A 25,446-nucleotide genomic window follows, 5' to 3' on the forward strand; every position below is an offset into this window, starting at 1 on the left:
AAAATAGTGTCCTGCACGGGACACTATTTTTCATTCGTTAATTCATATGTTTGATAGCTGCCGAGCAGCTTAACCTCACAGCCAATCGCCTCTAATTCTTGAATCGCACCAGGAACGAGGACATCATCCATTTCTTTTTCAATATCAATAATAAATAAATAATGTCCAAGACCTGTTTTTGTCGGACGAGATTCAATTTTTGACAAGTTGAGATTCCGCCAAGAAAAAGCAGACAGCACGCGGTGCAATGCGCCTGATTGGTCATCCTTAGGCAGACTGACCACAATGGTCGTTTTTGGCTTTGATGAGAAACCAGAATTCATTGGGAACGATGCGTTAGGATCTTTATGTAAAATCACAAAGCGTGTATGGTTGTGCGGATAATCATGAATGTCTTTTTTCGCAATCGTCAAACCATACGTTTGTGCGGCAATTTCATTAGCAATAGCCCCGACAGCTTCATCTGGATGCTCACTGATGTATTTTGCTGCATAGCCTGTTGATTCCACTGGCCGATGAGGAATATGAGGGTACTGCTTTTTCAGAAATTGATGACACTGGGCAATCGCGTGAGGATGTGATTGAATGACATCTAACGTCTCCCAGCTCTCGGCTCTTGATGGGTGGACAAGCAAATGCTGCCGAATTGGTGCTGTCATTTCCCCCACAATGGACAGCGCTTCTTCATGAATTAAATAATCAATCGTTAAGTTCACAGAGCCTTCGAGTGCATTTTCAAGTGGAACGACCGCCAAGTCGACTTCGCCCTTTGACACAGCATCCATACATTGCGGAATCGTTGCATAGGCACGCTGCACCGCATCTTTTGGAAAACAAGAGCATACGGCCAAATGAGTAAATGTTGCCTCTGGTCCAAAATAACCTACAGTTAATTGCTTCATCTGCTATGATCTCTCCTTTTACGCCCCGGAACCTAAAATTTCGACTTTTTCGACAAATTCAAGCTTTCTTAATTGATTCATGACGGTGTTGATATCATCTGCCATACCAGCTGTACTAATTGATAAGGTGACATTCGCTCTTCCTTGCAGCGGAATCGTTTGGTGAATGGATAACACATTACAGCCAGAGTCAGCCACAATTTGAAGCAGTCTTGATAAAGCCCCAGACCGGTCCTCAAGGTGGAAAAACAATGTGATGATCTGCTCTTTCACCATTGTATAAAATGGAAAAACAGCATCTCGGTATTTATAAAAAGCACTGCGGCTTAAATCCGCTTTTTGAACAGCATCGGCAACTGAATCCGCTTTTTTGCGATCGAGAAGCTTTTTGACTTCAAGCGTTTTTCGCATCGCATCTGGAAGTACATCCTCTCTTACTAAATAGAACGTTTCTTCTTTCACCTGTTTTCTCCCCTTTTAAAAACGGGAGAGCCCATGGTCTGGACCCTCCTTTTGATCAATCAATAAATTCGAATTCAAATTCAAGCAGACGAATGATGTCGCCATCTTTTGCTCCGCGCTCACGCAAGGCATCATCGACACCCATTCCGCGCAGCTGTCTAGAGAATCGTTTAACAGATTCATCTCTTGAGAAGTCTGTCATCTTAAACAGACGCTCAAGTGCTTTACCCGTTAAGACAAATGTGCCATCAGGATCTCTAGAGATCTCAAATGGTGCATCGCCTTCATCAAACCTGTACATCACGCGGTTATCCGACAGCTCCTCTTCATTATAGAGCGGGAATTCCGGTGTTGTTTCAAGCTGATTGGCGATTTCAAATAAGAGCTCACGAAGCCCTTCTCTTGTGATCGCACTAATCGGGAACACTTTATAGTCATCCGTTAATTTTTCTTTAAATGCCTCTAGATTGTCAGCTGCATCTGGCATGTCCATTTTGTTCGCAACAATGATTTGCGGACGCTCATTCAATCTCATATTGTACTGCTCAAGCTCTTCATTAATCGTCACGTAGTCTTCGTATGGGTCACGCCCTTCAAGTCCAGACATATCAATGACATGGACAATGACACGTGTACGCTCAATATGACGTAAAAATTGATGACCTAAGCCAACGCCTTCGTGCGCTCCTTCGATCAGTCCTGGCAGATCCGCCATAACAAAGCTTCGGTTATCGTCTGTTTCAACAACCCCCAGGTTCGGTACAAGCGTTGTAAAATGATAATCCGCTATTTTTGGTTTCGCAGAAGAGACAATCGAGAGCAGCGTTGACTTCCCGACACTTGGGAAACCAACAAGTCCAACATCTGCAAGTACTTTTAATTCTAAAATGACGTCACGTTCTTTACCTGGCTCACCGTTTTCAGACAGCTGTGGTGCAGGGTTTGCTGGTGTTGCGAAGCGTGAATTCCCACGTCCGCCACGTCCGCCTTTGGCAATTACAGCCCGCTGCCCATGCTCTGTCAAGTCAGCTAGTACTTGTTCCGTCTCTGCATCTGTCACAACCGTACCCGGCGGAACTTTGACAATCATTTCTTCCGCATTTCGGCCATGCTGGTTTTTACTCATTCCGTGCTCGCCGCGGTCAGCCTTGAAATGGCGCTTATAACGAAAGTCCATTAACGTTCTGAGTCCTTCGTCTACTTCAAATACAACATCTGCACCATTTCCGCCGTCGCCGCCTGCTGGGCCGCCCTTTGGTACATATTTTTCACGACGGAACGCCACCATACCGTTTCCGCCGTCACCGCCTTTAACATACACTTTAACCTGATCTACAAACATAACTTCCTCCGTTTCTCTGCATCACATATCTCGTTCTTGCCTCAAACAAAGCTCAATCATGGACTCATGAGGCGTCACATGAAATTGCGTTATACTCATACATGGATAGTTTGCGTAATGAAACGCATTTAACGCATCCAAACTTGTTAATTTTCCTTTGAAATCAAAATATAAGATCACATCATTTTCTTCATGATCTGTTTGGAACGTGACCGTTAAATGATTTTCAGTTTTTTGGCAAACTGATTGATCGAATATCGAAAACAACTCCTGTGATACCGTTAGCAGCTGCGATTCATATGCTGATAAGTCTCGGGTTTCACCAAGCACTTCATATTCTAAGGTGATAAAATGCGACTCCCAATTAAATGTTAGAAAGTAATAGGCCAATTGGGGAATTTTTAAATTTGAGAGTTTGGATTCATGCTGTGCTTCAATGACCATTTCTTCTATAATTTCAAACACGCGGTCATATTTTTCTAATGTCAAGTTGCCTTTGATCAGCTGTAATTTATTCATCCAGTCGTGTCTCGAACGACTGAGCAGATCAATCAATTCATTTGTTAATGCAACGTGAGTTAATTTTTCATTTTCTTTACTTGGTATCTCTTCCATTATCGCACTCCCAATCGTTTGGTCTCTCTTTTAGGAGTCTTATCATCAATATGTCTCCCTGAATTATAACAGAGAAGACAGCATAGAAAAACACTAGTTATGTGAGGAAAGGTTGTTTTTTCTGATTGTATAGGAGAAAATGAGGCAAAGTCAGCAAACGTTCTTTGATATTTATGGAGTGCATCTTCTTTTATCATCTTCGGTACTGCTTGTAAAAAGTGAAAAAAACTCCAGTCAATGACCGGAGTTTTTAGCAATTATTGTGCCGCAGGATATACGCTCACTTTTTTACGGTCACGACCGAAACGTTCGAATTTAACTGTTCCGTCGATTTTAGCGAAAAGAGTGTCGTCGCCTCCGCGTCCAACGTTTTCACCTGGATAGATTTTCGTTCCACGTTGACGATAAAGGATAGAACCACCAGTTACGAATTGACCATCAGCACGTTTAGCGCCTAAACGTTTAGACTCAGAGTCACGTCCGTTCTTTGTAGAACCTACCCCTTTTTTAGATGCGAAAAATTGAAGATCTAATCTAAGCATGAAGTTCACCTCCTATTTTTTTGTTGATATTCTCACATAATCGTGATAATCTCGTTCAATTGTCTCCAAGGAAACGACCATGCCTTCTAAAAGCAGCTGGGCTTTTTCAAAGGATACTGGATCTGTATCAGCCGGCAGTTCAAAAGAGAAGTAGCCGCCTTCTTCACCAATATCAAGCAGTGGGTCCAATCCTGTCAGTGCAATAATTGAATTGACTGAGCCGAAAACAACAGCAGATACACCTGCACAAACGAGATCCTGACCTTTTTCAGCAAACTCGGCATGTCCAGTCATCTGAAAAGACGTAATGCTTTCATCTGCTGAAGACCGAGTAATGGTTGCTTTGATCATATCACTCACACGCCTTAAGCGTTGATTTTTTCGATAACAACTTTAGTGTAAGGTTGACGATGACCTTGTTTCTTGTGGTTGTTTTTCTTCGGTTTGTACTTGAACACAGTAATTTTCTTACCGCGACCTTGTTTTTCAACTTTAGCCGTTACTGTTGCTCCAGCAACTGAAGGGTTACCCACTTTGACAGTGTCTCCGCCGACAAACAATACGTTTTCGAAAGTTACTGTTTCACCTGCTTCAGCAGCTAGTTTTTCAACATAAACAGTTTGACCTTCTTCAACTTTTACTTGTTTACCACCAGTTTCGATAATTGCGTACATCTCTGCACCTCCTAATAAACTCAGACTCGCCGAATACAGGGGGCCATAGGCACTTTACACCTGCTCCGCGCGGTTGTAGCACGGGTGCTACATATCCATAACATTAAAAAATATATCAAACTAGACGCAGAATGTCAATGTATTTTCACCATTAGTACGGTAAAAGAAGCTCTTCCATTGAGGAGGTGGTTCTGCGATCTGAAAAATACGCATGGAGCAGTTCATTTTCATCAAGCTGGCTCATCTTCACGCCATCTCTTTCAATAATAATCGGATGTTTGCAGCCCCTTTGAAATCGTGCCATCACTTCGTATACTTTTTCCTCTGCACTTGCTCTCAGCGGAATCAGTTTTACTACCTTTTGCTCTTTTTTACCGTAATACCGTTCTAGTAAAAAGCGAACCCTGACGTAATGCCGCTGCCTGTGCTCCATCACGAGTGAATAAGCTAAAAAAGTGAGCAGCACCCAGCCATTGAATTGCAGCGGTGCAAACAAAAGTAACCCTCCTGTCAATAGACCGAAAAAGACAAGTGAGCCTTTTATTGCTAGGGCATGTGCACGTTGGAAAGGGTAAAAAACGGATAAGAGCAAAAAGAATAATTTTCCGCCATCAAGCGGCCAAACGGGCAAAAGATTCACAAGAAAAATCGCCATATTATAAAAGGTAAACATCGTAAAGACGTCATGCGAGATAAGAGAAGCCTCCATGAAAAGCCATGCCATGAGCTGGAGCGGTACATGCTGAAGCGGCCCGCACAAAATTACCGCCAGCTCTTCTTTTAACGGACGGTTTCCATGTTCCTCTACTTCCACCGTTCCGCCAAATGGCAGTAAAAAAATCCGCCGAATGCGCCAATGATAATAGCAGGCAGCCGCTGCATGTCCAAGTTCATGGACACAGACGATGATAAGCAGACAAAGCAGCGGCTTAATTTGGCCTGACAGAACCGCAAACGCCATCACAATCCACAGCAGCGGATGGATATGAATTTTCGTCAGCATGAGCAGCCATCTATTCAAAGGTCATCACCTGAATAGGATCGATAAATTGTTCATTTTGCTTAATGGCAAAGTAATACGTGCCCTTCCCTTGATCATCAAGCGAAATCTGGCCAATTTTTTCACCCTTATCGACAAAATCGTATAAGGCCACATCCGCTTTCTTTAATTGACCGTACCAGCTATAGCTGTTATCTGCATGCTGCACCACCACGGTAAGCCCTGTATCGCTTTTCTTTTTCACCTCAACCACATAGCCTTCCTTCATACTATCTATGGCTTCAGCGGATGTCTCCACTTTGACACCTGCTCCATTTTGCGTAAAGGATTCCTGCACTTTACCAGAGGCAGGAACAGCCAGTTCTTGATTCGCTTGTACGTCCTTTTGGCCATCTTTTTTCTCTGTTAAAAAGGCCAGCGGATGTCCAACTGTTTTTTCAAACCAGCGGTTAGCAGCAGCAAATTGAAAATCTTGCTCAAAGGTCTGAGTAATCATCGGCTTCAGCTGCTGAAACGGACCTGTCTGACCTTTAAATGAAATGGCTGCAATCAACACAAGGGACGCTGATAATAAACATTTAAGCACAAAGGTATTCGGGTTAAATAAGGGATGACGATATTTCTTTGGCTGATGGGACGCCGGTTCATAGGAGGTCGAGCCAGAATGCTTTTCTTCCTCTGTCAGCATAACCCATGGCGGGATATCTTCTTTTTTCTTGAAAGCCGTCTTCTTAGGGAGAGCAGCTGGCTGCATCGTTTTGCGGCGCTGCGCGATTTTCTTTCGGTACTCGTCCACTCTTTTCATGAGATCACCCTTTACATACAAACAGTTTGTACATTTTATGTGACAACCCCATCTGATATGCAACAAAAAGACCGATTCTCATCGAATCGGTCTCAGCGTGCAGAGAAACCCTCGCATTCATTGTCGGTCTGCGCTCCGGTACTCACGAATGTCAAATTCGCTTCGCAAAGGCAGCCGCCTTTCCTGACTGCAAAGGTTTTCTATCACGGTTCAGTGATTATGCTCTTACACCAAAGAATGCTTTCAGCTTTGCAAACATTCCCTTGTTTTCTTCTTCAAAAGATTGAAGCGGTACTGATTCGCCTAGTACGCGGCGGGCAATATTGCGATAGGCAATCGATACTTTGTTTTTAGCATCCATGACAATCGGTTCACCATTGTTTGAAGCCTTAATCACATCATCATCATCTGCTACGATGCCAAGTAGATCAATCGATAAGTGATGTACCACTTCATCTACATCCATTGAATCGCCATTTTTCGCCATGTGTGTACGAATACGGTTGACAATCAAACGAGGCGGTTCGATATCTTCTTGTTCTAACAAACCGATGATTCGGTCCGCATCTCTCACAGCTGAGATTTCAGGCGTCGTCACGACAATAGCCTTGTCTGCACCGGATACAGCATTTTTAAAGCCTTGCTCAATTCCAGCAGGGCAGTCAATGACAACATAATCAAAGTCTTGTTTCAATGATTGAATTAATTCTTTGATCTGTTCCGGCTCTACAGCCGTTTTATCGCTTGTTTGAGCAGCAGGTAAAAGATACAAAAGATCCTCGAAACGCTTATCTTTTACAAGCGCTTGGTGAATTTTGCATCTTCCTTCTACTACATCGACTAGATCATAAATAATGCGGTTTTCAAGCCCCATCACGACATCCAGATTCCGAAGGCCGATGTCAGTATCAACTAGACACACCTTTTTCCCTTGAATTGCTAGTGCTGTGCCTAAGTTTGCAGATGTTGTTGTTTTGCCAACGCCGCCTTTTCCTGAGGTAATCACAATAGCCTCGCCCAATTTCACATTCCTCCCTCAAGCCTTGTCAGATTAGGTCTTATATGAGCCAATTGCTGCAGGCGTTCAATGATCATATTGCCATCTATATCTAAATAAGCACATTCCATTTCATTTCCATCTTCTTTTTGGTCTGGTGCACGGTTAATAACTTGTGCGATGCGAAGCTGTGTTGGAATCATATGTGATGCCGCAATAACAGCCTGTTTGTTGCCATTACATCCAGCATGCGCCACACCTTTTAATGCGCCAAGTACAAAAATATTTCCCCCTGCGCGAATCGTTCCGCCAGGATTGACATCTCCTATTAATAAAAGATCTCCTTCGACATACAGCACCTGTCCAGAGCGTACAATTTTTGCTACAGAAGTAATTTCAGCCTCTGCTTTTAATCGTCTCGCCTCTTCAGTTGACATGACGTCACTTTCAATGGAGTGGATAACGAGATGTTCATTTTCAGACACCGCTTCGGTCAAACGTGTCTCCTGATCCTCTGTTAAATAACGAAAACCAAGCTTAATATGCACATTGACCTTATGTCCTTCTCTTCCATCTGTATATTGCTCAAGTAACAGAACCTCTCGCAAGCCAGAAAGAAGGTCATCAAACGAACAGTCATCATTTAACTGTAATGTTAATCCGTTTTTTGTGCCTTTTATCGTCACATATTGCTGTTTTTGAGTTTTCAAGATGCTCACCTCAACAACATACTCATTTCGCCGTAATTGGACAAACTCCTGCTTTTATTCGTCGATCAGTTCTTGTTTCACATGGGTGAAAAAGAGCCTTAGCGGCACAACAAGTATGAGAGACGCAGCAGTATTTAAAAGAATCGTTGGAATAAAACGTTCGATGACATACGTATAAAACGGCATAATCCCTGGTTGAATTGTCGCTTGAACGCCGTATACATAAAACTCCATCACGGAAACAGCAATAATCGACAGAAAGACGACAACTAACATATTCGTTTGCAGAACTTTAAAGGCTTTTGCTAACAAATAGCAAAGCGCCCCAAAGCCAAACATATGAACTCCAAGTATACCTGTATATGAAATATCATATAAAAGTCCAAAGATAAATCCGTAAATCACACCATATTTTTGATTCACAAAAGCAGTCATAAATACAAGTGCGAGTAAAATGAAATGAGGAGCTAAAATTTGATTCTCTGAAACAAATGGGAGCTTCACTAAATCAACAAAAATGCTGTCAAATACGAAGATAAACAACATGACGAAAGCAAGAAGGACACGTTTCACGAGCCTTCCTCCTTCGTCAATTCAGATGCATCTGCTGTACTTGTGCTGCGATTCACCACAATCACGCGGTCTAAATTGTTGAGTTCAGCCGCTGGTTCTACGTAAATGATCTTTGTCAGGCCGTAATGGTCTGGCTCAATTTCACTCACCTTACCAATCGTTAAGCCTTGCGGGAATACGCCCCCTGCTCCAGATGTTTCAACAAGATCTCCTTTTTTGACATCCCCATCTGCATCGGATTTCAGAATATTCATAGTCAGCATTTTTTTCTTGCTGTCATAACCGTTAATGATTCCATTGAGTTCTTCTTTGCCCTTTTTCGCATAAATTTTCGTTGAAATTCTATTATTTTGGTCAGTAGAGCTTAGCAACCTTACAGTCGAAGTAAAATTGTTGAGCTTATCACTTTCAATTTTCCCAATTAACGCACCACTCTCATTTGTGACCGCCATATCTTTGTCCACGCCTTGTTTTTTCCCTTTATCAATCATCACAAAGCTATCCCAAAGAGATGGGTTTCTTGCGATAACAGTTGAGAGAATTGGCGTGTAGTCACGAATAGAGTTCACATAGCCAAGCTGTTTGCGAAGCTTTTTGTTCTCATCTTCTAGTTCTTGAAGTTTCGCCTCATATTGGGTTTGTCCATCAAGTTTTTTTCGAAGACGCTCGTTTTCATCATATGTGTTCTTTAAATCTTGTACGTTCCCATAAATACCGGCAATAAATTGTGATGGTTTATGAAAGACACCTTGAAAAAAGCCTGTCGTATCCCCCACTAATTTTTCCGGCCATGAAGCACCTCTGCCGCTTTTCACTGAAAAACCAATCATGGCCACCAGTACGATGACACAGACAAGGAGCAACATTAATCTTTTATTCATAAAAAACTGCGGCATGTCTTACACCTCTTTAATTACGACCGATTATCGATTATCTTTTGATTTTCCTTTGAACAAGTGAATATGTTCTAGTGCTTTCCCTGTTCCGATTGCCACACAGTCAAGCGGGTCTTCTGCAATAATGACTGGCATTTTCGTTTCATCACTAATGACTTTGTCAAGATTACGAAGCAATGCACCGCCTCCTGTTAAAACAATTCCGCGGTCCATAATATCTGCTGCCAGCTCAGGCGGGGTTTTTTCAAGAGTCATTTTTACTGCATCGACAATTGTTTCCACCGTATCGCGAAGCGCTTTTGCAATTTCTTCTGCCGTAATAGAGATTGTTTTTGGCAGACCTGTTAAAAGGTCACGGCCGCGAATGTCCATCTCATCATGTACATCAGGCTGCGCAGAACCGATTTCCATTTTAATCGCTTCTGACGTACGATCACCGATCATTAGGTTATACGTTTTACGGATGTAGCTGCTGATCGCATCATCCATCTCATCTCCTGCCACGCGGATTGATTGTGATGTCACAATGCCGCCAAGAGAAATAATCGCTACCTCTGTTGTACCGCCGCCAATGTCCACAACCATACTTCCTGTTGGCTCCCATACAGGCAGGTTAGCACCGATTGCCGCAGCAAATGGCTCTTCAATCGGGTATGCGTCACGTGCACCAGCTTGTCTTGTTGCATCAATGACTGCACGCTCTTCTACAGCTGTAATACCAGATGGTACACATACCATGACGTAAGGTTTACGAGCAAAAAGCCCTTTGCCTTTTAATGCTTGATTAATGTAATATTTCATCATTGTTGCTGTCGTCTCGTAATCTGCAATGACTCCGTCTTTCATTGGGCGTAATGCCACAACATTACCAGGTGTACGGCCAATCATGTTTCTAGCATCATTTCCGACTGCCACTATAGACTTCGTATCAGTTTCCAAGGCTACGACCGAAGGTTCTCTCACAACAATGCCTTTTCCTTTAATAAAAACAAGCGTATTCGCTGTTCCAAGATCTATTCCAAGGTCTTTTGTACCAATTCCAAACATATGTATGTATCTTCCTTTCTTAAACCAAAATTCCCTTAGGGAAAAACTCATAAACTCTATTATATCGTAAAACATTGAAAAAAAAAGTGTTACAAATACCCTTTTTCCTTCAAACTCACAAATTTTTGATCACCTATGACAAGATGATCAAGCAGCTGTATTCCAATCAGCTGTCCACATTCAAAAAGTCGCTGTGTGACTTCAATATCTTCCCTGCTCGGCGTCGGGTCTCCAGATGGATGGTTGTGCACACATATAAATGAAGCAGCCGAACGTTTAAACGCCTCTTTGAAAATTTCACGCGGGTGAACGATGGATGAGTTAAAACTTCCAATAAACACAGTATGTTTATGAAGAACTTGATTTTTTGAATTGAGATAAAGACAAACGAAATTCTCCTGTTGTAAAAACCTCATATCTTCCATCACATATTTTGCCCCATCCTCTGGTGTGCGGATCACATAGCGGTTGTCCGTCGTTTGATGGTGTAATCTAGTGCCGAGTTCTAAAGCAGCTAATAGAGAGACCGCCTTCGCCTTTCCAACTCCTCGAATCTTCGACATTTCTTCAATTGAGGCTTCTCTTACAGAGCGAAGACCGCCAAATGTTTGCAGAAGTCTTGCAGAAATTTGGAGAACTGATTCCTTTTTTGTGCCTGTCCTTAAAAGAATCGCAACAAGTTCATGGTTTGACAGACTGCCGGGACCATATTTCATAAATCGTTCTCTCGGCTTTTCATCTTGAGGAAAATGCTTTAGCAACATAGGGAAATCGTTCATGATGCCCACTCCTTTTAGATTCCTTCCTGTCATCAAAAAGGGGTGATTCCAAATGTTTCGAGCACTCTAACTGTTTTGGCAATAGGGAGACCGACAACGGAAAAATAATCACCATCTATTTTTTGAACAAACAGTGCGCCTTTTCCTTGAATGCCATAGCTTCCCGCTTTATCAAGCGGTTCTCCCGTTTCGATATAGCGGTCTATTTCATTTTGCGCAAGTGTCCAAAACGTCACTTCTGTTTGTTCATAAAATGTTTCTTTTCTATTCTCTGACTGAATCGTGACACCCGTCAAGACTTGATGTGTCTTTCCTGACAATAATTGAAGCATTGAGGCCGCTTCTTCCTTGTCTTTTGGTTTCCCAAGACATTTGCCGTCAATTGCAACAATCGTATCTGCACCAATAATCACAGCTTCGGGATATAATCTTTGAATATCACTTGCTTTTTGTTCTGCCAACCATTGGACGTTCTCTGCAGGAGAAAAGTTTCGATTTATTTCTTCTTTTAATTGACTTGCTTGAATGTCATAAGAAAACCCTGCTAGATCAAGCAATTCTTTTCTTCTAGGGGATTGAGATGCGAGAATCAGTTGGTTCATGTTTGTTCATCCTTTCAGGGTTTAGCCTAAGAAGTAAGATACCCATTCATCCTATCAAATGTACATCTTACCGACAATTTACGAAAATTCATTTTTCATATTCCTTCATCATTATGTTGGATGCAAAAGAAAAAAACTAGTCATTTTTTGACTAGTTTGGTTTCTTAAAATATGATTTTACGTATTTAATTGATCAAGCAGTGCCTGCTGAGATTTCCACCCGTTTTCAGCAGTAGGTTCATTTAACAGCTGCACCGCTTTCAGCAAACTGCTTTTAGCTGGTGCGTCCGTTGTTTTGGCACTTTCAAGCTCAGAGATCAGCTGCGCAACGTCCTTTTGATCCACATCATCCCCTGCAATGACCTTAGAGGATAAAACAGATGCCTTTTCTATTAAACTAGTCAGCTCCTCCGGTACTTGAAATGAGAGCTCCTTGCCTCCCCACGCCTCAAAGTGCTGATCAATCAGCTTCTTCCCAACAGCACTTGTCATGCCCTGTTCTGTCGCAAGCCCGGCAATAACATAATAGCCATCATCCATTGAGACCTTTTTCCCCGCATATCCTGCTTCTTTTAAACTGCCAACTAATTCATCTGCTCCTTTTTCAGAGGAAAACTTTCCAGCCTGTACAACATATGTTGAAAAGCTGCCAGAGGCGCTTTTTTCATCTTTATTCTCTTTTGATTCATCAGCAGTATCTGCTGGCGGCGCATCCCCGCCTGCTTTCATTGATGATTGATTTCCGGAAGCTGAAACGCTGATATCTCCCCCTGATGGATTCTGATTACCATCTTGACTTAAGCTAAGTGCAAACACACCTAGGCCTGTCCCAAGAACCACTGCAAACACAATCGTTGTCATCACTCTCTTAAACGGGCCGCGGTTTTTACCGAACTTCTGATCAAAGGAGCCTTTTTTCTTTTGATAAGGTGTGACGACCTTTGGATCAGAATGATAAATATGATCAGCTGCATCATCCCACTGGAAATCTTCTTCTTTCGGTTTAGCCGGTTCTTCCTCGGAAGCAGCAGTCTCCAGTTCTGACTGCCTTTTTTCCTCCCAATTCGAAAACGTCACTTGATCATCCTCTTGTTGTTTTAGCGGCTGATGGTCATCTTCATGAAGCATTTCTTCTTTGCCATTAATATTGACTTTTAACCCTTGTTTTTTTGCCTGCCTTTTTTTCACTGTCATTCCCCGCTTTCTGACATTGTTTGTAAGAAAGACCTTTTTGTCCAATGAATCAGCGCGAATGTAACCCGTCCTTCTTTCTGTTTCACACTTTAACATAGCGGATAAAAAAAAGAACAAGACTTTTGTCGGCAGGGAAAAAAAGTGTTCGCCAATTTTTTCAACCGGTCGACCCGGTGAATGAGAGCATGACATGAGCTCCATAGAGATACAGCCAAAAAGAAAAAGAGATCGCAGGAACAAAGGGAAATGGCTCATCTATTCGAAAGGAAAAAACCTTCGCATAGACGATTCCAGCGATACACGAGAGGAAAAGAATGAGAAGGAATGGCTTGAATCCTAAGCAAAATGCAAGCACTCCGAACAGCTTGATATCAGCTCCGCCCATGCTATTTGGCTTGAGACGATCTAAACTATAAAACAAGAGAAAGCAAAAAAGAAGCGAAGCCGCTCCTTCCCACCAAATAAGAAGAGGTTCAAGCGTGCGGTATATGACGAAAAGAGGGAAAAAGAAGAGAAACAGCTCGTTTGGCACCCTCATATAAAGGAGATCGCTCACGACAGCAATCACAAATAAACTACAAAGAATCACAAGAAAAAGACCTTCAAACGAAATACCAGCGATTCTATACATGAGCAAAAAAAGACTGCCTGACAGCAGCTCAATCAGTGGATATAGCAAAGACAGCCGAGTGCCGCAATGTTTACAAGCCCCCCTCAATAATGCATACGAAACTAGCGGAATCATCTCGCGCAAGGAAAGCGGCTGTTTACAGGCTGTGCAGTGAGAACGAGGAAAAAGAATAGACCGCTTCAGTGGCAGCCTTTCACCAACTAGATGAAAGAACGACCCCATGGTGATGCCTGCAAGAAACACAAAAATGCCTATCATATATTGTGACCCCTTCCGAGAATAAGATAGACCAGATTTTACCACGACCGTATTCATTGAGCACATAGCGAAAATATGATTTTACTTCCCTTCTGCGTATCAAAAGAAAAAAACGCAAGAGGCATTGAAGCCATTTGCGTTTTTTTGTTACCCGATCATACGATTTCGTATATCTGAAATAAAATAAAGAGAGCCTGTCACAAGAATCACCGCTGAAGGATCATCACTTTTTTTCTGAATGAACTCAAGCACTGTACGAGGGTCATCATCATACGACTTTGCGTCTAAATGACTGCATACATAAAGCTTTTCAGCTGATTCGGCTCTTGGAAAATCAAATGAAACAAAATGGATAGAAGAACTAACGGCTTCAAGCTTTTGAATCATTTGCTTGTACGGCTTATCTTTTAAAGCACTAAAACATATATGCACCTGTTTACTAGAAAAATGAGCTTGCACAGTTTCAATTAAACGGTCGATCCCTTCTTCATTATGAGCACCGTCTAAATACACTGAAGGATGATCTTTGACTTTTTCAAACCTTCCAGCCCAAACTGCCTGCCGAATGCTTTCATATATTTGCTCTTCTGTCACGCTAATATAGCCTTCTTGCTCCAGCCATTCAATGAGTAAAACAGCAAGGGAAGCATTTTGCCTTTGATGCGTTCCAATTAATCCTGTTTCAAGCTGAGGATACCGCATTTTTGATGTGCGTAACGTGAATCGTTCACCTGTTTCTGTCGGCTGCTGCTCATCAAAGATACAAGTATCATGTAAGGAAATACATTCGGCATTCTTTTCTTTGGCTGTGTTTTGAATGACAGCAAGAGCTTCAGGCTGGTGAACTGCCGTGATCATCGGAATACCCTCTTTGATAATGCCTGCTTTTTCAGCTGCAATTTGTTCAAGTGTGTCACCTAAAATGGCCATATGATCATGACCAATCGACGTAATCGCTGTTAAGATAGGCACAGCAATATTTGTAGAATCAAGCCTTCCGCCAAGCCCTGTTTCCAAGAGGACAAAGTCTACTTGGTGCACATGAGCAAAATAAGCAAATGCACACGCTGTAATGATTTCAAATTCTGTCGCTGCGCCAAGCTCAGTTTGATCTAATTCATCAACAAGAGGCTTGATTTCATTCACCAAACTCAGCCATTCTTCATCCTCTATAGGCGCTCCGTTCACGCTGATTCTTTCATTGAACGTTAGTATAAATGGGGAGGTGAAAGTTCCGACAGAATAGCCGGCTGCCTGTAAAACAGAACGCGTAAACGCAATGGTTGATCCTTTACCATTTGTACCTGCAACATGTATTGCTTTTATGCTTTGTTCCGGATTGCCTAGTCTGTTCATCAGCCATTTCATTCGTTCAAGACCCGGTTTTACACCAAAGGCCAGTCTGCTGTGAATCCACTCAATCGCTTCATGATAGGTTGTAAACAATGTCATCTCTCATTTCATACGAAATTTTCAAAAAAGACGACTCCATTTCATTAGGAGCCGTCTTTTCAACCTTATGCTTTCAGCTCTTCAATACGCTTTTGAACAGCTTCGCGTTTTGCGACATAATCACGTTCTTTCGCACGCTCTTCTTCTACGACACTTTCAGGCGCTTTTTTCATAAAGCCTTCGTTGCCAAGCTTTTTCTGTACTCGTTCCACTTCTTTTGTCAGCTTATCAAGCTCTTTTTGCAGACGTGCAATTTCTTCATCCAAGTTGATTAAGCCTTCAAGCGGCAGAATGAGTTCTGCTCCAGAAATAACAGCCGTCATCGCTTTATCACTAGCTGGAACATCTGTGCCAATTTCAAGAACACTTGGGTTCGTGAAGCGCTCAATATATGAACGATTTTTCTCTAAACGTTCCTGAACATCAGACGTAGATGCTTTAATGTAAAGCTCAACTTGTTTGCTCATTGGCGTGTTCACTTCACTGCGAATGTTACGAACAGAACGAATGAGTTCAACAAGCAGCTTCATATCAGCAGAAGCTTGTTCATTAGAAAGCTCCGGCTTCACTTCAGGCCATGCCGCTACAGTAATGGACTCACCTTCATGCGGTAGATGCTGCCAGATTTCTTCTGTTAAGAACGGCATAAACGGATGTAGAAGCCTCATCGTTCGATCTAATACATACGCAAGGATCGAACGAGTCGTTTTCTTCGCCGCTTCGTCTTCACCATAAAGCGGAAGTTTCGCCATTTCAATGTACCAATCACAGAAATCATCCCAAATGAAGTTGTATAAATGTCTGCCCACTTCACCGAATTCATACTTGTCAGCAAGCTGTGTGACACTTTCAATCGTTTCATTTAAGCGTGTTAAAATCCATTGATCAGCAACTGATTTTTCCCCTGATAAATCAAGCTCATCATACGTTAAACCATCCATATTCATTAAAGCAAAACGGGATGCGTTCCAAATTTTGTTCGCAAAGTTCCAAGTGGATTCAACCTTTTCAAAGCTAAAACGAAGATCCTGACCTGGTGAGCTTCCAGTCGCTAAGAAATATCTTAATGAATCCGCACCGTATTTGTCGATGACCTCCATTGGATCAATTCCGTTTCCGAGCGACTTACTCATTTTACGTCCTTGTTCGTCGCGGATGAGCCCATGAATGAGGACATCTTTAAACGGTTTTTCTCCTGTGAATTCAAGACCTTGGAAGATCATGCGGGATACCCAGAAGAAAATGATGTCATAGCCTGTTACAAGCAGATTGGTTGGGTAGTAGCGCTTGAAGTCTTCACTGTCTGCATCTGGCCAGCCCATTGTAGAAAACGGCCAAAGTGCTGAACTAAACCATGTATCAAGCACATCGTTATCCTGTTCCCAGTTCTCAATATCTTCTGGTGCTTCAAGTCCAACGTATACTTCTTTCGTTTCTTTATGATACCAAGCCGGGATGCGGTGTCCCCACCATAGCTGACGAGAAATACACCAGTCACGGATATTTTCCATCCAATGTAAATATGTCTTTTCAAATCGGTCTGGAACAAATTGAACTTGGTCGTCCCCTTTTTGCAGATGAATGGCTTCGTCTGCCAGCGGCTGCATTTTCACAAACCATTGTGTCGATAAATACGGTTCAACGACAGCTCCACTTCGCTCACTATGACCAACTGAATGCATGTGGTCTTCAATTTTGAACAAAATGCCTTCCTCTTGTAAATCCTTCACAAGCTGTTTGCGGCATTCGAAGCGGTCCATCCCTTTATATTGCAGTGCATTCGCATTCATTGTGCCATCTTCATTCATGACAAGAATACGCTCTAACCCATGGCGGTTTCCAAGCTCAAAGTCATTCGGGTCATGAGCAGGTGTAATTTTCACAGCACCTGAACCAAACTCCATATCGACATAGTCATCACCGACGATTGGGATTTCACGGCCTGTAATTGGTAAAACCACTGTTTTTCCAATCAAATGCTGGTAGCGTTCGTCATCAGGGTGTACGGCTACGGCTGTATCCCCCAGCATAGTTTCAGGTCTTGTTGTCGCAATTTCAATTGAACCTGTTCCATCTGAAAGCGGATATCTCAAGTGATAAAACGCACCTTGAACATCCTTATAAATCACTTCAATATCAGAAAGTGCCGTTTTCGTTGCTGGATCCCAGTTAATGATGTACTCTCCGCGATAAATAAGCCCTTTTTCATACAATTGAACAAACACTTGGCGAACAGCTTTATTCAGACCTTCATCTAAAGTAAAACGCTCACGGGAGTAATCGAGGCCAAGGCCCATTTTCGCCCACTGGCTGCGAATAAAATCTGCATATTCTTCTTTCCACTTCCACGTTTCTTCTACAAATTTCTCCCGGCCAAGGTCATACCGGCTTACGCCTTCTTCGCGAAGCTTTGCCTCGACTTTTGCTTGAGTCGCAATACCGGCATGGTCCATACCTGGAAGCCAAAGAACGTCATAGCCCTGCATCCGTTTCATACGTGTCACGATGTCTTGTAGTGTAGAATCCCATGCATGCCCAAGATGCAGTTTTCCTGTCACGTTTGGTGGAGGAATGACGACTGTATATGGATCTTTCGTTTTGTCATTTTGTGCTTCGAAGAATTTCCCTTCAAGCCAGTACGTATAGCGGTCTTTTTCAATCGCATTTGGATCGTACTTTGTTGGCATTTCTTGATTATTTGTTCCCATTTGTGTAACCTCCACATTTTTTCGGCTGATGAAACATAAAAAAAGCCTTTCCATCCTTATAAAAGGACGAAAAAGCTTTTTCGCGGTACCACCTTTTTTCACGAGACACATATACGTGTCCCATACACTCTAAAGGATAACGGGGTTCTCCCGAATTTCTCTACTTGTTCATTCAAGAAATTAAGCTCACAGGCGACCTTCCAAACAAGTACATCCTAGGAAACCTTTCAGCTCTTGGTTTCCCTCTCTTTAGGGTCTTGCTCGTACTCTTCCTGATCCACGCTTACGATATATCACGTTCATCAGCACATACTCATCTTTTATTAATATTACTAAATGCCTTTTGTTTTCGTCAATCATCTTTTCCGCTTTTCTTCTTCTTTATACAAATTGGGCAGGCACCCTTCGCCCTTTTGCCCATATGATAATAACAAAATGAAGAAGGAGGGCGTTTGATTTGAAGAAGATCAATCCTTACACACTTCCCCCCTGGCTGAGACAAATTCGGGCAGTTGCTTCCCAAGTCGTTCTCCCGATTGCTATATTTCAAGGATTTCGTACGATCATTTTCCCTACGACATTTGACGTCCTCATTCTAGGTATTCTTATTTTTCTCGCCTGTGCCTTTCACCTTGATTGGTTTTAAAAACTCATCATTATGTACCTGCCCATATAAAGCCAACGCAGCATAACCTCGTCATTCCGCCGATGACGAGGCACTTTGTTCTTCTTCAAGCCGTCTAGCCTGCTCAATCTCGTGAATCTTCATGACAGTCGGCTCTGAATTTTTCATCTGCCAATACGCTCTTAACAGCTGCTGGCAGCTTTCCATTTCATCCTGCCCGCCTGCTTCATAGGCTTTTACCGTATCAAACAGACCTTGCGGATAAGCGAGGTAGCTTAGGAATAAATGCAGTTCTTCCTCCCGAAGAGGGTTTCCTTTTTGATACGTATAAAACAAGGAAGTGCATTCAGGACAAGACGTGGGATAGGTTTTGAATGTCCGAAAGTAAAAGGTCAGAAGATCATAAATGGGGGCGGCTTTTTTAGACCGCTCAAAATTGGTGAAATGTCCTGTCCCTACATCATTATACAAAAAGTGATGGATCGATAGCTGTCCATGATTTAGCACAACACGCGTTGTCTCTTTGTCTATCATTTCTTCATGCCAATCTTCTAAACGTTCAAGCGCAAATTCACTAGCAGACATCGCCTCTGAAAAATACATAGCAGCGGCCAGCTCAAATGGCGACATATACCACGTTTGTTCTGCCCGCTCTATGAATCGTTCATACATGTCTTTCTCTGTTTCCCATTTGGTCTTGATTTGTGTGTAATGTGCTTCTATCTCTTGCGCTGTGATATCCATCATGACTTCAGTCCGCTTATGAAGTCTTGCAATCTCTTGAAATAAATATTCATGCTTATCGTCCTGCTCTTCTCTCTTTTCATTCGTCAGCCACGGCATCAAATAGTATGCATACTGGCTTTCCCGATGACTTGAGAAAAAGGAACCGCTCTTCGTCCGATAAATCGGCACAAAGGAGCGATAGCCCTTTGATTCCAGTTCAAGCATTTGTTCTGTAAATTGCATATGCCGGCTGGCTTTTACTCGTTTCAGAGCAAATACACCCTGCTTTGTATAGACCTTGATGACAGCAGGACTGACAGGTTCAATATATTCAGCCTCAAGCCCGTATTCGTATAAGACAGATTGGATTTCATCCACGTTCACTCACCACATTTTCTCGGTCAGTCATCGCTTGCTATGCATTGCTTTTTTGATATTCAGGAATATAAAGAATCTGCCCTTCCTCAAGCTCCGCATCCATCGATAATGAGTTTGTGCGAAGAAGCTGCTGCACATTCAACTGATATCTCTCACAAATACGATCGACCGTATCTTCTTGCTGAACTATACATATTTTCATGCGGGAAAAATCTTCCTCCTCCTGCTTAGCGAACAGCTTTGTTAAATAAAGAGAGTTCTCACTGCCAGACGTTTCTCTCACGTCTTCTTCAAGCTCCTCTTCTTCTTGAGCTGACTCATATATTTTAGGTGCTTCCCGTTCATATAAGCGCCCGAGCTGATATTCATCATCGTGCGCCTCATGCTCAGGTTCCACTTGATCAGCAGGTGTTTCAAAAGCCGGATACGACTGTACCGTTTCTTCCTGCTCTTCAGCAGCTTCCGGATCCTTTCTCACTTCCACTTCAAAGAACGGATCTTCTCGGTCCTCTTCTTCTAAAAGCTTTGGCGGTTCAAAAAATGGCGGTTCCTGCACCTGAGCTTCAGGAATAGATCGATAGCCAGACGCCACCGCTTCTTCTTGGTTATTAGGCTGTTCCAGCTCTTCTTGTTCTTCTAATTCTTCCGTTTCTTCGGGCGTTTCTTCGGGCGTTTCCGCTACCTCCCTCACCAGCTCTATCTTAATTTCTTCTTCCTCTTCTTGTTCTTCTTGTTCTTCTTGTTCTTCCTGTACTGCCTGTTCCTCTTGCTCCGCGCGCGTGTCATGTTGGAATACAGGCTGAATCTCATCATGCTCACGTTCTTCGCTTTGCAGCTCTTCTTGTTCTTCTTGTTCCGGCTGCAACTGATAATCGTAGGCCATATCGCCATAATCCTCTTCAGGACGATGGACAAATTCATATGGCTCCTCTACAGGCGCTTCAGGCGTTTCCTCGTCTAACAAGCCCTCAATGGCTAAATCAGCCTGAATGGTGAGCAAACGATTCTCTGTCAGCTGGTAATCAAACGCATCAATAAACACAAACACATCATTTAAATGACTAATTTTGTTCTTCGGAATGGTGATATCGACTGGAAATTGATGCAGAAGCTCCGCCGTTCCGTCTTCTCTGACCTTTACCTCATCTGCTTCCCTGTATGTTGGAAAGGAACTCAATTCACCCAATAGCTCCTCTTGATTTATGTTGTATTCTCCTGTTAGCTCGAGTGAACCTCTAATGGAAACATAATCATTCACTTCTTGAACGAGAATGTCAGGGTCGAGAGAAATTGACAGCAGCTCACTGACTTCCTGTCCGCTTTTGAAATAAATGGATTCTTCTACCGAAAACTGTAATCGATTGTTTTGAGACAAGTCGGTGTCCTCCTTTCATCTAATCCTTAAAAAATAAAATTAGATGTCAATACAGTTGTATGAGGGAAGAAGTGAAAATATGATTGGTTTTCTCCAATGCAAAAAAGCCGATATGTCCCCATATCGGCCTTTTGTTTTATCGACGTAGTTTTTGAAAAACCTTTTCCACTGTCTCAATCGTATATTCGATGTCTTCATCTGTATGAGCTGTTGACAGGAATAGTCCTTCAAATTGAGAAGGCGGGAGGAAAATGCCGTGATCGGCCATTTCCTTGTAAAATTCAGCGAATAAAGCAAGATCAGCTGTTTTCGCTTTGTCATAATTGATCACTTCTTCATTTGTAAAGAAGAATCCGATCATGGAACCCGCACGGTTAAACGTTAATGGAATTCCGTATGCTTTTGCTGCTTTCGAAATACCTTCTTCTAAACGGTCACCTTTTCGTTTAAACTCTTCATAAGACTCAGGTGTCAGCTGTTTTAGGGTTTCTAAGCCTGCTGTCATCGCAAGAGGGTTACCAGATAACGTTCCTGCTTGATAAATTGGACCACTTGGCGCAATTTGTCTCATAATATCCGCTCTTCCGCCATAAGCACCGACCGGAAGACCGCCGCCAATGACTTTACCAAGGCACGTCAGATCAGGTGTGATGCCAAAATAGCCTTGCGCGCAGTGATAATCCACGCGGAAGCCTGTCATGACCTCATCAAAAATAAGTAATGATCCATATTGCTCCGTGATGTCTCTCAGTCCTTGCAAGAAACCTTCTTGCGGAGGGACAACCCCCATATTTCCTGCAACCGGTTCTACAATGACACCCGCGATATCGTCTCCAAATTCTTGAAAAGCAACTTGAATGCTTTCTAAATCATTGTACGGTACTGTGATTGTGTTGCTTGCAGTCCCTTCAGGAACACCAGGACTATCCGGCAGTCCAAGCGTCGCCACTCCAGAACCCGCTTTGATGAGCAAAGAATCACCGTGGCCATGATAGCAGCCTTCAAATTTCACAATTTTATTTCTGCCTGTAAAACCGCGAGCTAGACGAAGTGCACTCATCGTCGCCTCTGTACCAGAGCTGACCATACGAATAACTTCGATGGAAGGAACCCGTTCTGATACAAGTTTAGCTAATTCATTTTCAACTAACGTAGAAGCACCGAAGCTTGTCCCATTTTCCGCTACTCGCTGAATGCTTTCAACAACACGGTCATTCGTATGTCCTAAAATAAGCGGTCCCCATGATAAGACATAATCGATGTATTCATTTCCATCAATATCATAGATCTTGGCGCCTTTGCCTCGTTCCATAAAAATCGGGTCTGTGTTGACTGATTTAAATGCACGCACAGGGCTGTTGACACCACCAGGCATTAATTGCTGTGCTTCTTCAAATGCTTGCTTTGATTTTTCATAGCTACGTCCCATTTCAACGTCCTCCTGTCTATCCGTTCTTTATTCTGAGAGCCATTTTGCTGCATCTTTTGCATGATACGTAATGATGAGTTCTGCTCCTGCACGTTTCATGCTTGTCAGCATTTCAAGAACAAGCTCTTTTTCAGAAATCCAGCCATTTTGAGCGGCGGCTTTCACCATCGCATACTCTCCGCTCACATTATAAGCAACAACAGGGAGTGTAAATTCATTTTTCACATCACGCATAATGTCTAAGTAAGAAAGAGATGGTTTGACAATCAAGAAGTCAGCTCCCTCTTCTACATCAGATTGCGCTTCTCTTAGAGCCTCTAAACGGTTTGCAGGGTCCATTTGATATGTTTTACGATCTCCAAACTGCGGTGTACTATGTGCCGCATCACGGAACGGACCGTAAAAAGCACTTGCATATTTCACCGCATATGACATGACAGGTACATGAATAAAGCCTGCTTCATCAAGTGCCTCACGAATGGCAACAACAAATCCGTCCATCATATTTGAAGGCGCGATGATATCTGCACCTGCACGCGCTTGGCTGACAGCAGTTTTCGCTAATAGCTGAAGAGATTCATCATTTAAAATTTCTCCATCTTCAACGATTCCGCAATGTCCGTGATCTGTATATTGGCATAAGCAAGTGTCTGCAATGACCACGAGCTCTGGGAAATGCTTTTTGATCTCAAGCGTTGCCCTTTGAACAATGCCATGGTCGTGATACGCCTCACTGCCTACATGATCTTTATGATCCGGCACACCAAATACAATGATCGATTTGATGCCAAGATCAACAAGCTCTTGGACTTCTTCTTTCACGAGGTCTACAGAAATGTGATATACACCCGGCATTGAAGAGACTTCTTTTCGTACATTTTCTCCCTCTACAAAAAAGATCGGGTAAATGAAATCAGATGGTCTTAAAAAGGTTTCTCTGACTAATTCTCTCATTCCTGCGCTTGTCCGCAATCTGCGGTGTCTGTTAAATTTCATCAATGGTTCAACTTCCTTTCAGATAAACGGCACATTAAATCTAGCATTCCGTCTATCGTATAAGTATCTGGGGTTTCAGAAGAAATCCCGTATTGATGCAGTGCCTCTTTTGTCAGAGGACCGATCGTCACAAAACAGGTGTCAGATGCAGCCAGCATCGCTGCGTCTGGTTCCATCACATGCATAAAAGAATGAACAGTGGATGAGCTCGTAAATGTAATAAAATCAAATGATTGCTTTGTCATTGCTGATTTGAGAGCAGCAATTCCTTCCTCATCCTTGACTGTTTCATATAAAATCCATTCTTTTACCTCTATGCCGAGCGGAATGAGGGTCTCTTTCACCACATCTCGTGACAGATGCCCTTTTGCTACAAACACACGCTCTCCTGGGCGTACATGATCAAGTAATGCATCTGCCAGCTCTTCCGCTATAAATCGTTCTGGCACCACATCTACCTTCAAGCCGTGCTGCTCAAGATAGGCAGAGGTTTTCTCTCCTACAGCAGCCACTTTCAAATGGGTTAAGCTCTTATGTAAATGATGGTCTTTTATGTAATTCAGAAAAAAAGACGCACCATTCACACTCGTGAAAACAAGCCATTGGCTATTTTGTAAGTCCTTTAAAAAGGCCTGCGCTTTTTCTTTTGTGAGCGTAGCCTCAAACCGAATAAGAGAGGTTAAAACCGCATGGCCGTTCAGCGCTTCGATCTTTTGCTGAAACACGCCCGCTTGACGTTCATTTCGAGTGACAAGCACCGTCTGTCCGTAAAGCGATTTGCCTATGCTCATTGAGACAGATCCTTTTTCACCTTGTCGATCAAATCCTTTGCTCCCTTATCGGCCATCTGCTTCGCACACGCTGTTCCTATGGCTTCAGGGTCAGTGCCTGTGACGGTTTCTCGAATAATCGTGTGCCCATCAGCAGATGCAACAAGACCTGTTAGTTCAATTTCATTATGCTCATTCATCGTTGCATAGCCGGCGATCGGCACCTGACAGCTTCCATCCATTTGTTTGAGGAAGGCTCTTTCTGCGAGGACCGTTTTCTTCGTATATTCATTCGTAAATTGGGCGAGAAGCTTAAGCAGCTCTTCATCATCCCCGCGGCACTCAATCGACAGCGCGCCTTGTCCAACGGCAGGAAGGCACGTCTCAGGAGATAAGAATTCCGACACGACCTCTTTGCTCCATCCCATTCTAGACAGACCGGCGGCCGCTAAAATAATGGCATCATACTCTTCATTTTTCAGCTTTTCCAATCTTGTATCAATGTTTCCTCGAATCCATTTAATCTCAAGATCTGGTCTCTCCTGAAGAAGCTGGGCGCTGCGCCGTAAGCTGCTCGTTCCCACAATTGCGCCCTTAGGCAGTTCGCTGAGACTCAGATGATCCTTCGAAATAAGTGCATCCCGCACATCTTCACGCTCAGGAATACAGCCAATCACTAAACCTTCCGGAAGAGCAGCCGGCATATCCTTCATGCTGTGCACCGCCATATCGATGTCATGATTCAGCATCGCCTGCTCGATCTCTTTAACAAACAGTCCTTTTCCGCCAACCTTAGATAAGGTCACATCTAAAATTTGATCACCCTTTGTCACAATTTCTTTTATTTCAAAAGAATAAGAAGGGTTTAGTTCAGACAGCTTTTGAATGACCCATTTTGTTTGTGTAATTGCCAGCTTACTTCGTCTAGAACCTACTTTAATTGTACGCAATACGTCTT

The 25,446-nt window shown here is 42.9% G+C and carries 27 protein-coding genes and 2 other annotated features; of the genes, 1 reads left to right on the forward strand and 26 read right to left on the reverse strand.

All coding sequences use genetic code 11. The annotated features are described in order from the left end of the window. Positions 1–23: 23 nt before the first annotated feature. From pheA to MHB66_RS12865, 20 genes are all read right to left on the reverse strand, one after another. Positions 24–902, reverse strand: coding sequence for a prephenate dehydratase (gene pheA, locus MHB66_RS12770; protein WP_034279853.1), 879 nt, complete (start codon positions 900–902; stop codon positions 24–26). An 18-nt stretch (positions 903–920) separates the two neighbouring features. Continuing rightward, a complete protein-coding gene (locus MHB66_RS12775; protein WP_008342790.1) occupies positions 921–1,364 on the reverse strand; it encodes an ACT domain-containing protein in 444 nt (147 codons plus the stop codon). A 55-nt stretch (positions 1,365–1,419) separates the two neighbouring features. Next, positions 1,420–2,706: a GTPase ObgE gene (obgE, locus tag MHB66_RS12780; RefSeq protein ID WP_046311932.1), complete on the reverse strand. Its 1,287-nt coding sequence runs from the start codon at positions 2,704–2,706 to the stop codon at positions 1,420–1,422. 21 nt (positions 2,707–2,727) lie between these two features. Beyond that, on the reverse strand, positions 2,728–3,321 hold the full coding sequence (locus tag MHB66_RS12785) for a sporulation initiation phosphotransferase B (RefSeq protein ID WP_046311934.1): 594 nt from the start codon (positions 3,319–3,321) through the stop codon (positions 2,728–2,730). Between the two features lie 257 nt (positions 3,322–3,578). Further along, the gene (gene rpmA / locus MHB66_RS12790; RefSeq protein WP_003216586.1) at positions 3,579–3,863 is read right to left on the reverse strand and encodes a 50S ribosomal protein L27; all 285 of its coding nucleotides are present in this window, start codon (positions 3,861–3,863) and stop codon (positions 3,579–3,581) included. Between the two features lie 12 nt (positions 3,864–3,875). Beyond that, complete coding sequence (locus MHB66_RS12795; protein WP_034279847.1) at positions 3,876–4,214, reverse strand: ribosomal-processing cysteine protease Prp; 339 nt, start codon at positions 4,212–4,214, stop codon at positions 3,876–3,878. Positions 4,215–4,228: 14 nt separating this feature from the next. Then, a complete protein-coding gene (rplU, locus tag MHB66_RS12800; protein ID WP_003216781.1) occupies positions 4,229–4,537 on the reverse strand; it encodes a 50S ribosomal protein L21 in 309 nt (102 codons plus the stop codon). 12 nt (positions 4,538–4,549) lie between these two features. After that, positions 4,550–4,622: a sequence feature (ribosomal protein L21 leader region), on the reverse strand. 66 nt (positions 4,623–4,688) lie between these two features. Beyond that, positions 4,689–5,558, reverse strand: a complete 870-nt coding sequence (locus MHB66_RS12805; protein WP_046311937.1) for a M50 family metallopeptidase — start codon at positions 5,556–5,558, stop codon at positions 4,689–4,691. Continuing rightward, the gene (locus MHB66_RS12810) at positions 5,551–6,342 is read right to left on the reverse strand and encodes a M23 family metallopeptidase (RefSeq protein WP_046311940.1); all 792 of its coding nucleotides are present in this window, start codon (positions 6,340–6,342) and stop codon (positions 5,551–5,553) included. The genes MHB66_RS12805 and MHB66_RS12810 overlap by 8 nt, the downstream gene beginning before the upstream one ends. Before the next feature lie 217 nt (positions 6,343–6,559). Then, positions 6,560–7,363 carry a septum site-determining protein MinD gene (gene minD, locus MHB66_RS12815; RefSeq protein WP_017358134.1) on the reverse strand — a complete coding sequence of 268 codons (804 nt, stop codon included), beginning with the start codon at positions 7,361–7,363 and terminating at the stop codon, positions 6,560–6,562. Between the two features lie 2 nt (positions 7,364–7,365). Beyond that, complete coding sequence (gene minC / locus MHB66_RS12820) at positions 7,366–8,049, reverse strand: septum site-determining protein MinC (protein ID WP_046311942.1); 684 nt, start codon at positions 8,047–8,049, stop codon at positions 7,366–7,368. A gap of 54 nt (positions 8,050–8,103) precedes the next feature. Then, complete coding sequence (gene mreD / locus MHB66_RS12825; protein WP_046311943.1) at positions 8,104–8,622, reverse strand: rod shape-determining protein MreD; 519 nt, start codon at positions 8,620–8,622, stop codon at positions 8,104–8,106. Then, complete coding sequence (gene mreC / locus MHB66_RS12830) at positions 8,619–9,518, reverse strand: rod shape-determining protein MreC (RefSeq protein WP_034279831.1); 900 nt, start codon at positions 9,516–9,518, stop codon at positions 8,619–8,621. Before mreC ends, mreD begins: the two co-directional genes overlap by 4 nt. 27 nt (positions 9,519–9,545) lie before the next feature. Then, positions 9,546–10,565 carry a rod shape-determining protein gene (locus MHB66_RS12835; protein ID WP_007501538.1) on the reverse strand — a complete coding sequence of 340 codons (1,020 nt, stop codon included), beginning with the start codon at positions 10,563–10,565 and terminating at the stop codon, positions 9,546–9,548. A gap of 89 nt (positions 10,566–10,654) precedes the next feature. Next, on the reverse strand, positions 10,655–11,329 hold the full coding sequence (gene radC, locus MHB66_RS12840; RefSeq protein ID WP_046312310.1) for a DNA repair protein RadC: 675 nt from the start codon (positions 11,327–11,329) through the stop codon (positions 10,655–10,657). A gap of 47 nt (positions 11,330–11,376) precedes the next feature. Beyond that, a complete protein-coding gene (locus tag MHB66_RS12845) occupies positions 11,377–11,946 on the reverse strand; it encodes a Maf family protein (RefSeq protein WP_046311944.1) in 570 nt (189 codons plus the stop codon). 177 nt (positions 11,947–12,123) lie between these two features. Continuing rightward, positions 12,124–13,140: an SPOR domain-containing protein gene (locus MHB66_RS12850; protein WP_227001676.1), complete on the reverse strand. Its 1,017-nt coding sequence runs from the start codon at positions 13,138–13,140 to the stop codon at positions 12,124–12,126. Positions 13,141–13,297: 157 nt separating this feature from the next. Then, the gene (locus MHB66_RS12855; RefSeq protein WP_046311945.1) at positions 13,298–14,029 is read right to left on the reverse strand and encodes an A24 family peptidase; all 732 of its coding nucleotides are present in this window, start codon (positions 14,027–14,029) and stop codon (positions 13,298–13,300) included. Between the two features lie 147 nt (positions 14,030–14,176). Continuing rightward, positions 14,177–15,481, reverse strand: a complete 1,305-nt coding sequence (locus MHB66_RS12860) for a folylpolyglutamate synthase/dihydrofolate synthase family protein (protein WP_046311946.1) — start codon at positions 15,479–15,481, stop codon at positions 14,177–14,179. A 65-nt stretch (positions 15,482–15,546) separates the two neighbouring features. Then, positions 15,547–18,189, reverse strand: a complete 2,643-nt coding sequence (locus MHB66_RS12865; protein WP_046311947.1) for a valine--tRNA ligase — start codon at positions 18,187–18,189, stop codon at positions 15,547–15,549. A gap of 59 nt (positions 18,190–18,248) precedes the next feature. Continuing rightward, positions 18,249–18,478: a binding site (T-box leader), on the reverse strand. A 168-nt stretch (positions 18,479–18,646) separates the two neighbouring features. Between MHB66_RS12865 and MHB66_RS12870 the strand changes: the two genes are divergently transcribed. Next, a complete protein-coding gene (locus MHB66_RS12870; RefSeq protein WP_003216497.1) occupies positions 18,647–18,835 on the forward strand; it encodes a hypothetical protein in 189 nt (62 codons plus the stop codon). A gap of 51 nt (positions 18,836–18,886) precedes the next feature. On the opposite strand, the gene ysxE is transcribed toward MHB66_RS12870, so the two are convergent. The 6 genes from ysxE to hemC all read right to left on the reverse strand — a co-directional run bounded on the left by ysxE (position 18,887) and on the right by hemC (position 25,438). Further along, the gene (gene ysxE / locus MHB66_RS12875) at positions 18,887–19,918 is read right to left on the reverse strand and encodes a spore coat protein YsxE (RefSeq protein WP_046311952.1); all 1,032 of its coding nucleotides are present in this window, start codon (positions 19,916–19,918) and stop codon (positions 18,887–18,889) included. A 37-nt stretch (positions 19,919–19,955) separates the two neighbouring features. Continuing rightward, a complete protein-coding gene (locus MHB66_RS12880) occupies positions 19,956–21,293 on the reverse strand; it encodes a LysM peptidoglycan-binding domain-containing protein (RefSeq protein WP_046311953.1) in 1,338 nt (445 codons plus the stop codon). Positions 21,294–21,429: 136 nt separating this feature from the next. Continuing rightward, the gene (gene hemL / locus MHB66_RS12885; protein ID WP_024427834.1) at positions 21,430–22,722 is read right to left on the reverse strand and encodes a glutamate-1-semialdehyde 2,1-aminomutase; all 1,293 of its coding nucleotides are present in this window, start codon (positions 22,720–22,722) and stop codon (positions 21,430–21,432) included. Between the two features lie 27 nt (positions 22,723–22,749). Next, entirely contained in the window at positions 22,750–23,718 is a 969-nt protein-coding gene (hemB, locus tag MHB66_RS12890; RefSeq protein ID WP_029706177.1) for a porphobilinogen synthase, read from the reverse strand. After that, positions 23,718–24,509: a uroporphyrinogen-III synthase gene (locus tag MHB66_RS12895; RefSeq protein WP_046311954.1), complete on the reverse strand. Its 792-nt coding sequence runs from the start codon at positions 24,507–24,509 to the stop codon at positions 23,718–23,720. The genes hemB and MHB66_RS12895 overlap by 1 nt, the downstream gene beginning before the upstream one ends. Next, positions 24,506–25,438 (reverse strand): hydroxymethylbilane synthase, encoded by a 933-nt coding sequence (hemC, locus tag MHB66_RS12900; protein ID WP_024423173.1) that lies wholly within the window; start codon positions 25,436–25,438, stop codon positions 24,506–24,508. Before hemC ends, MHB66_RS12895 begins: the two co-directional genes overlap by 4 nt. Positions 25,439–25,446 lie beyond the last annotated feature (8 nt).

This window comes from Bacillus sp. FSL L8-0167 (assembly GCF_038630295.1).
Lineage (GTDB): Bacteria > Bacillota > Bacilli > Bacillales > Bacillaceae > Bacillus > Bacillus safensis.